This window comes from Arthrobacter sp. SPT-J7, assembly GCF_059089965.1.
The window spans coordinates 1-7,702 of the sequence record NZ_JBNHFF010000161.1 but is presented as its reverse complement, the minus strand read 5'-3'; the positions used below and the strand labels follow the sequence as shown (position 1 = coordinate 7,702).

The 7,702-nt window shown below is 65.0% G+C and carries 8 protein-coding genes and 1 pseudogene; 7 read left to right on the top strand and 2 right to left on the bottom strand.

Annotation, left to right across the window (positions count from 1 at the left end; translation table 11 throughout):
* The first annotated feature begins 102 nt into the window (after positions 1-102).
* The 4 genes from AC5RWX_RS27880 (at position 103) to AC5RWX_RS27865 (ending at position 3,830) form a co-directional block, all read left to right on the top strand.
* Positions 103-897 carry an oxygenase MpaB family protein gene (locus AC5RWX_RS27880; protein WP_494099498.1) on the top strand — a complete coding sequence of 265 codons (795 nt, stop codon included), beginning with the start codon at positions 103-105 and terminating at the stop codon, positions 895-897.
* Positions 890-1,783 (top strand): DUF817 domain-containing protein, encoded by an 894-nt coding sequence (locus tag AC5RWX_RS27875; RefSeq protein WP_494099497.1) that lies wholly within the window; start codon positions 890-892, stop codon positions 1,781-1,783. The genes AC5RWX_RS27880 and AC5RWX_RS27875 overlap by 8 nt, the downstream gene beginning before the upstream one ends.
* A 30-nt stretch (positions 1,784-1,813) precedes the next feature.
* Complete coding sequence (locus tag AC5RWX_RS27870) at positions 1,814-2,626, top strand: phosphatase PAP2 family protein (protein WP_494099496.1); 813 nt, start codon at positions 1,814-1,816, stop codon at positions 2,624-2,626.
* Positions 2,627-2,693: 67 nt separating this feature from the next.
* Positions 2,694-3,830 (top strand): PQQ-dependent sugar dehydrogenase, encoded by a 1,137-nt coding sequence (locus AC5RWX_RS27865; protein ID WP_494099495.1) that lies wholly within the window; start codon positions 2,694-2,696, stop codon positions 3,828-3,830.
* A gap of 48 nt (positions 3,831-3,878) precedes the next feature.
* On the opposite strand, the pseudogene AC5RWX_RS27860 reads toward AC5RWX_RS27865, so the two are convergent.
* Positions 3,879-4,609, bottom strand: a pseudogene (locus AC5RWX_RS27860) (helix-turn-helix transcriptional regulator).
* Between the two features lie 151 nt (positions 4,610-4,760).
* Between AC5RWX_RS27860 and AC5RWX_RS27855 the strand changes: the two are divergent.
* From AC5RWX_RS27855 to AC5RWX_RS27845, 3 genes are all read left to right on the top strand, one after another.
* Positions 4,761-5,804 (top strand): NAD(P)-dependent alcohol dehydrogenase, encoded by a 1,044-nt coding sequence (locus tag AC5RWX_RS27855; RefSeq protein WP_494099494.1) that lies wholly within the window; start codon positions 4,761-4,763, stop codon positions 5,802-5,804.
* A gap of 178 nt (positions 5,805-5,982) precedes the next feature.
* Positions 5,983-6,756: a hypothetical protein gene (locus AC5RWX_RS27850; RefSeq protein ID WP_494099493.1), complete on the top strand. Its 774-nt coding sequence runs from the start codon at positions 5,983-5,985 to the stop codon at positions 6,754-6,756.
* Positions 6,757-6,807: 51 nt separating this feature from the next.
* Positions 6,808-6,987 (top strand): hypothetical protein, encoded by a 180-nt coding sequence (locus AC5RWX_RS27845; RefSeq protein WP_494099492.1) that lies wholly within the window; start codon positions 6,808-6,810, stop codon positions 6,985-6,987.
* A 10-nt stretch (positions 6,988-6,997) separates the two neighbouring features.
* On the opposite strand, the gene AC5RWX_RS27840 is transcribed toward AC5RWX_RS27845, so the two are convergent.
* Positions 6,998-7,702, bottom strand: a 705-nt coding sequence (locus tag AC5RWX_RS27840) for a CPBP family glutamic-type intramembrane protease (protein ID WP_494099491.1), incomplete at its 5' end; no start/stop codon positions are given.

Below are 7,702 nucleotides of genomic sequence, written 5' to 3'. Positions count from 1 at the left end.
GCACGGAGTATGCGGCCTGACTCCCAGCTGAACGGGACGGGTGGGGTGTGCTTCCTTAGCGGCTCCGTCCCGCCACCCGGCACCCTCCGGTACCCTGTTGAGATGGCGCGAGAACTTGCGGAGATGAACGCGGAGGGCATCCTGCTGGCCGGTGCGGGACGCGCCATCCTGCTGCAGCTTGCCGACCCTGGGGTGGGCCGCGGCGTCGCCGAGCACAGCACCTTCACGGACCGCCCGATCAACAGGCTCAAGGGCACCCTCACGTACGTATACGCAATTACCTATGGGACCGAGGAACAGGTTAAGGAGGTCCGCCGCAGGGTGAACCGTGCCCATGTGCCTGTCCGCCGCGGTGCTGATGGAAGCTCTCCGGGGTACAGCGCCTACGATCCGGAACTGCAGCTGTGGGTGACGGCGACGCTTTACGACACTGCCCTCACCATCATTGAGAAGATCTATGGCCCGCTCGACGACGAATCCGCCGATGCCATGTACCAGGACTATGCCAAACTCGGGACCGCCCTGCAGCTTCCGCCGGACAAGTGGCCCAAGGGCCGGGAAGAGTTCAACCGCTACTATGACGAGCGGATGGCAAACCTTCGGGCCAGCGACGCCGCTGTCCGGGTGGGCCGCGGACTCCTGTACCCGAAGGGGGCGTCATTCTGGTACCGGGCCATCATGCCGTTCGCCAGGTTCCTCACGGCCGGTCTTCTTCCGGACCAGTTGCGCCAGGACTTCGGCCTGCCGTGGAGCGGCCGGCATGAGCGCTGCTTCCACCGGACCATGAAAGTCCTTGCCCTGACCTACCCCAAGCTGCCACAGGGCATCCGGCACTGGTTCAAAAACTACTGCCTCAACGAGTTGGAAACATCGCCGCGCCGGGCAGTGAATGCGTAGTTTCACCCCGCTGGAGCAGCGCCTCGATGAGCGCGCGCGCCGTTTCCTGGACGGCGCCCCGGCCAGCCGCATCCGGCCCAGGCTCACCGAGTTCGTAGTCTTCGGCCTCAAGCAGGGCTGGGCCTGCATCTTCGGCGCCGCCCTCCTCACGGTGCTTATGGCCGCCAAGCTCTGGTACCCGGAAGGCGCCGGTGTGGCCAGGAACGATTTCCTGACGCTGGCCGCCGTCGGCATCCAGATCCTCATGGTGGTGTTCAGGCTGGAGACCCTCAAGGAGTTGCGGGTCATTATCCTGTTCCATGTGGTGGGGACAGTGATGGAGCTGTTCAAGACCGACGTCGGCTCGTGGTCCTACGAGGCAGAGGGTGTCCTGCGGATCGGGGCGGTTCCGCTCTTCAGCGGGTTTATGTACGCCGCCGTGGGCTCCTACATGGTCCGCGTCTACCGGCTGTTCGACCTCAAATTCGCCAGCTATCCGCGGCGCTGGATCACGGCGATCGTCGCCGCCGCCGTCTACGTAAACTTCTTCACCCACCACTACATCTGGGATGCGCGCTGGGCGCTGCTCGCCGCCGTCGCCGTCATCTTTGGCCGGTGTGTGATGCACTTCCGGGTGTTCCGGGTGAACCACCGGATGCCGCTGGTGGTCGCGTTCCTGCTGGTGGCGCTGTTCATCTGGATCGCAGAGAACATTGCCACCTGGTCCGGCGCCTGGCTCTACCCCAGCCAGGTGGACGGGTGGCAACCGGTGGGCCTGGAGAAACTGGTGGCTTGGTTCCTGCTGATGATTATCTCCGTGGTGCTGGTGGCCTGGGTGTACAAGCCCCAGCCGCCGGAGGCGGAGGAAACAGCGAAGCCAGCCGCGCAAGGTAAGGTTGCTTACTAATTTCGGATGCGCGGCAGGGAGGGCTCAAGAATGGTTGCAGGAAAGAATCCGCCCGAGACCGGCGTGACCGGTGAAGTCCACCAGGACCGCTTTGTGGGCGGGCAGGACCTCACCCGGTGGGACACCAAACCCGGCCGGTTCCTGGCCTCCAGTGTTCAGCAGATCAGCAGGCTCCTCGGCTCCCACGCGGCGTTGGTCCTCATCCTGGCCGTCGGGACGGTTTTGGCCGTTGCGCTCGCCGCGGTCTTCGCCGAGGTGTATGAATCCGTGGTTGAAGCCGATGGCGTAGCCGGCCTGGACCATCCGGTCCTGGACGGTGCCAAAACGCTCCGGTCACCGGGCCTGGACGTTCTCATCACCGGCTACACCGACGTGGGTGGAACCGTGGGTATGCCCGTGCTCGCCCTGGCCATCATGATCGGGCTGGCTTTGAAGCGCCGGTCCTGGACGCCTGTCATCCTGATGCTCACTGCCGGGCTCGGCTCGCTCCTGATTACCATCGCAGGGAAGGAACTGGTGGGCAGGACCAGGCCGGACCTGGCAGATGCCGTGCCGCCCTACGAGTACTCCGCCTCATTCCCCAGCGGCCACTCCTTGAACTCTGTGGTGATCGCTGGCATTGTGGCCTACCTGGTGATCCTCCGCCTTAAGTCCGCCCGCGCCCGTTTTTCCACAGCAGTGGCAGCAGGAGTCTTTGCCGCCACGATGGGGCTGAGCCGTGTTTACCTTGGCCACCACTGGCTTACCGACGTGCTGGGGGCATGGGCGCTGGGGGCCGCCTGGCTGGCGCTTGTCATCACCGCCCACCGCCTCTACCTCACTACCCGGGTGCACGCGGACTGACTGGCTTGAGCGATTGCGGGCAACGCGGGTTACTGTGACTGGGAAGATCTGGATAGAGGAGAAGCGCATGCGCCACCGGACCCTTACTGCGGCTGCCATCGGGACGGGTATTCTCCTGGCAGGCTGCACGGCCACCCCGCCACCGCCCCCCTCGACGTTCCCTGCCCCGGCGTCCTCGGCTCCGGTTACTTCCGCACCAGCCACTTCGGCCACAGCCAGTGAACCCGCCCGGACGGCCCCGGCCACTGTCGCCGGGACGCCCCAGCCTGTTGCAACTGGCCTTGCCGCGCCCTGGTCCGTGGTGTTCCGTGAAGGAACGCCGCTGGTCAGTGAACGGAACAGCGCGCGTATCCTCGAACTCGCGCCGGACGGTTCTGCGCGGCCCATCGGGACCGTTGAGGGCGTGGCTGGCCGGGGAGAGTCAGGCTTGCTGGGCCTCGCTGTGGGCAGCGGCGGCGACCTGTACGTCTATTCGACGGGCTCGGACGGCAACCGGGTACAGCGTTTTCCCGTGACCGGCGCACCAGGGTCTCTCTCGCTTGGGCAGCCGGACACACTGCTGGCAGGGATTCCGGCCGCGAGTACGCACGACGGCGGCCGGATCGCCTTTGGTCCCGATGGCATGCTGTACGTGACGGCCGGGGACGCGCAACAGCGCAACAGCGCCCAGGACCGGGATTCCCTTGCCGGAAAAATCCTCCGCATGACCCCGGACGGTGAGGTCCCGGCTGACAACCCCTTCCCGGGCTCTCTTATTTACAGCTACGGGCACAGGAACCCGCAGGGCCTGGCGTGGGCGGACGACGGAACCCTGTTCGCCACCGAATTCGGGCAGAACACGTGGGACGAGCTGAACGTGATTAGGCCTGGCGCCAACTACGGCTGGCCCACCGTGGAGGGGATTGCCGGCCGGGAAGGTTTTGTGGATCCCGTGCAGCAGTGGCAGCCCGGCACGGCGAGTCCCAGCGGCATGGCCCATGCCGGCGGCACCCTGTTCATCGCCAACCTCCGGGGACAGGTTTTGCGGTCGGTTCCCGTTTCCGACCCCACCACGTTCACCGACCACTACAGCCGGGAGTACGGCCGCATCCGTGATGTGGCATTGTCACCCGACGGCCAGTTGTGGTTCATGACCAACAACACCGACGGCCGGGGTGATCCACAGCCCGAGGATGACCGGATCCTCGCCGTTCCCCTGGCCTAAAGCTTGGGGCCTGGCCCAAGGTACGTCCGCGCTTTCCAACTCCTGACTTCAGCTCCGGGCGTGGGCTTGTGCTGTTGCGACGATGTTCTCCGTCGCAGCCCACGAGGCGAGGAGTTTGAGGGCTTCCTCGGAAGGGCTGCCCGGCGTGGCGGGGTAGACCGTCAGGGTATGGCCCGGATCCTCCTCCAGCTCCAGGACCTGATAGTTCAGCTCAAGGAGTCCCACCACGGGATGGTTGAAGAACTTTGTGCCGGCGTAGTGGCGGCGGACATTGTGTGCAGCCCAGCGCGTATGGAATTCGTCACTGCGCATGGAGAGCTCGCCAATAAGCTCGGCAATGCCCTTGTCGTGCGGGCTCCGGCCCGCTTCGCGGCGCAGGATGGCGACGTTGATGTTGGCTGCCCGGTCCCAGTCTGTGTAGAAGCCGTGCGCGCGGGGATCCAGGAAGATGAATCGTGAATGGACCCCGCGCTCGCAGCACGCCTGCGCCCGACCGTGTTGGCCGCCCGGGCCAAGTCGTAGAGATGGTCGTGTTCCGCTCGGTCCAACTCCAGCGCCTGTGCAATGGCGTCCAGCACACCGTCGGAGACTCCGGTGAGGTTTCCGCGTTCCAGCCGGGTGTAGTAGTCCACGCTGACCCCGGCCAGCCGGGCCACTTCTTCACGCCTCAGTCCCGGCACGCGGCGCCGCCCGCCGTATGGTTCGATACCCGCCTGTTCCGGGGTGATGCGCCCCAGGCGGGTAGAAAGAAACTGCCGGACCTCGGCTCGGTTGTCCATACGGACACGTTACGACGAAACGGTAAACCCTAAGGGGGTTCTGACATAACCCGTTTCAGCAGGGCCCTCGTTACGCCTCCCCACCGCGGGGTTTGATGTTAGTCGACCCTGTAGCATTCAGTTATCCCCCTTAAGAACCCACAGGAGAACCATGACCACCGTCAAGGCCTATGCATCCCCGTCCGCCACAGAGGACCTTTTTGCGACAACTATTGAACGCCGCGAAGTGGGCTCCCACGACGTCCTGATCGAGACCAGGTTCGCCGGCATCTGCCACTCAGACATCCATACCGTCCGTGGTGACTGGGGCCCGCAGCAGTACCCGCTGGTTCCCGGCCACGAGATCGCCGGTATTGTCACGGAAGTTGGGTCCGCCGTCACCAAGCACGCTGTAGGTGACCGGGTTGGCGTCGGCTGCATGGTCAACTCCTGCCGGGAATGCGCCAATTGCCTGAAGGGCGAGGAACAGTACTGCCTGGACGGGAACGTTGGCACCTATGGCGCAGTGGACCGCGACGGAACCATCACCCAGGGCGGTTACTCCACTCACGTCGTCGTGACCGAAGACTTCGTGGTCCGGATCCCCGAAGGCATCGAGCTCGACGCCGCCGCGCCGCTGCTGTGCGCCGGTATCACCACTTTCTCCCCGCTGCGCCACTGGGGCGCCGGCCCGGGCAAGAAGGTCGCCGTCGTCGGCCTCGGCGGCCTCGGCCACATGGCCGTCAAGCTCGCCGCTGCCATGGGTGCAGAGGTAACAGTCCTGTCCCAGTCGCTGAAGAAGCAGGAAGACGGGCTGCGCCTGGGCGCCAGCAGCTACTACGCCACCAGCGATCCCGGCACCTTCGAACAGCTCGCCGGCACCTTCGACCTGATTATCAACACCGTCAGCGCTTCAATCGACATCAGCTCCTACCTGCAGCTGCTCACCCTCGACGGCGCACTGGTCAACGTCGGCGCCCCGGCGGAACCGCTCCCGGTCAACGCCTTCGCCCTCATTACGGGCCGCCGCTCCTTCGCCGGTTCCATGATCGGCGGCATCCGGGAAACGCAGGAGATGCTGGACTTCTGCGCCGAACACGGCATCGGGGCGGAGATCGAGGTCATCCCCGCTGAGAAAATCAACGACGCCTACGAGCGCGTCCTGGCCTCGGATGTCCGCTACCGCTTCGTAATCGATACCGCCACGCTCTCGTAACAAAACGCATTCGACGGCGGCCGGCTCCCCAGGGGCGGGCCGCCGTCGTGCGTTAGGGCCCTAAAGCTCTTCTGTTATTGGCCGCAACGGTTCGGCGCCAATCATTCAGCGCCCCGTCCGGAACCTGTACGTGGTTCCACAATGGAAGGACAGGTTTTCCCAGCCCCGGGAGGGTGACATGCGTAGGTGCGGCGGGCTTCTTCCCGCGATGATCCTGGTTGCTGTTGTGCTGGCCGGTTGCGGTCCGCAGGCAGGGCCACCGACGGCAACAACCCCGGCGGCAACGACCACCGCCCCCGTCACGTCCGCTGCCCCCGGCCCTTCCGTCACCTCAACCCGCCCGGACGGCCAGGCCGCCACCACGACGTCGGCCCCGACCGCGAAGCCCACCGCCAAGGAGACGGCGTGGATGACCTTTACGACGGCGGACGGGCAGCTTGCGTTTGACCTGCCGGCTGAGTGGAGCGTACGGGACCCGGCGGGGGAGCTCCCGGAAGGCGGCGGCGCCTTCGCCGAGGTCACGAACGAGGCCGGCAGGCCGCTGGCCACGCTAAGGACCAACATGGCCACCGGTTCGACGTGCATGGAGAAGTATCCCTTCTCGGAGTTTGAGTCTCAGGAACTCCCCGCGCTCGCCCAGAACGGCGACGTGCCCCGGTACGTGTATGAAACCCGCGGCGATGCCACGGCTCCCGGCCCGGCCGATACCCCGGCCGCCGCGTACGGGATCACCACCGTTGCCGCTCCCACCGGCGACTCAGCATGCCCCATCTTCCACTTCTTCACCTGGCCGCCCACTGCCGCGATGTTCGGCGCGTTCTTCAGTCCGGAGAACAACGTGACGCCTGGTGCCGAGTCACTGCCGTATCTGGAGCAGGCCCGCAAATACATGGACACCCCGGAGTACCAGGACATCAGGCGGATGATCACGTCGCTCCGGCCTGCCAGATAAAGCCCAGCAGTTTTCCACCATCCGAGCCCACCCCCACAACGAATCACTGTCATGAACTACTACAGCCCGGCGGCGCAGGAACGGGCCCGGGATGCCGCATATGACGCAGTGGAAAAAGTCCTCGACGGCATGTTTTCGCCGTTGAACCGGCACGCGCTGAACGCCCGCTGGAAACAGGCCTGCGAGGCCATGGCGAAATACCTGGAAGCCGAAGACAACGGCGAGGAGTAAGTGCCGCCCCTCAGTACAGGAAGATGTCGATCCATTCACGGTTGTGGGCGTGGATGAGGACAAGGAACAGCACGAAGTCGAACAGCAGGTGGACGCTGACGATGTAGGACAGGGACTTGGTAATGGTGAAGAGCCTTGCTTGGAGCAGGGCAAACGGGAAGATGAAAAACGGCGCCCAGGAGTGGAATCCCAGTTCCCAGAGGAATGATGTGAAAAGCACGGCCTGGAGCAGGTTGGCCTGCCAGTCGGGAAGGTGCCGGCGCAGGAGCGTGAAGGCCGTGCAGATAAAGAACAGCTCGTCCCAGATCCCCAGCGCGTTGGTTCCCAGGAAGAGGCGCGCGATGCCCTCCGGGTCGCTGACGGCCGGCCAGTTGTGGTAGACGCCCGTCCGGATCATGTAGACGGGCATCAGGGCATACCCGATCACCAGGACTGCCGGCAGGTACCACTTTTCGGCACGGGTCCACGGCTGGCCGGTCCGGACGGGGAAGCGGATGGCGTGGTCCTTGGTGACGAACCGTGAAACCGCATAGGGAATGCCGACAGCCAGGATCATCGCCGTACCCATAACGGCCATGTGCTCGGTGCTGATGTCCGTGGTGATGGGGACCAGGCTCATGGCGGTCAGGCCCACGGCAATCAACGCCAGATCAATAGCCAGGCGGCGGCTGATCATTCCGGCCAGCACCAGGGCGGCGGCCAGGAGGAGGAAGCC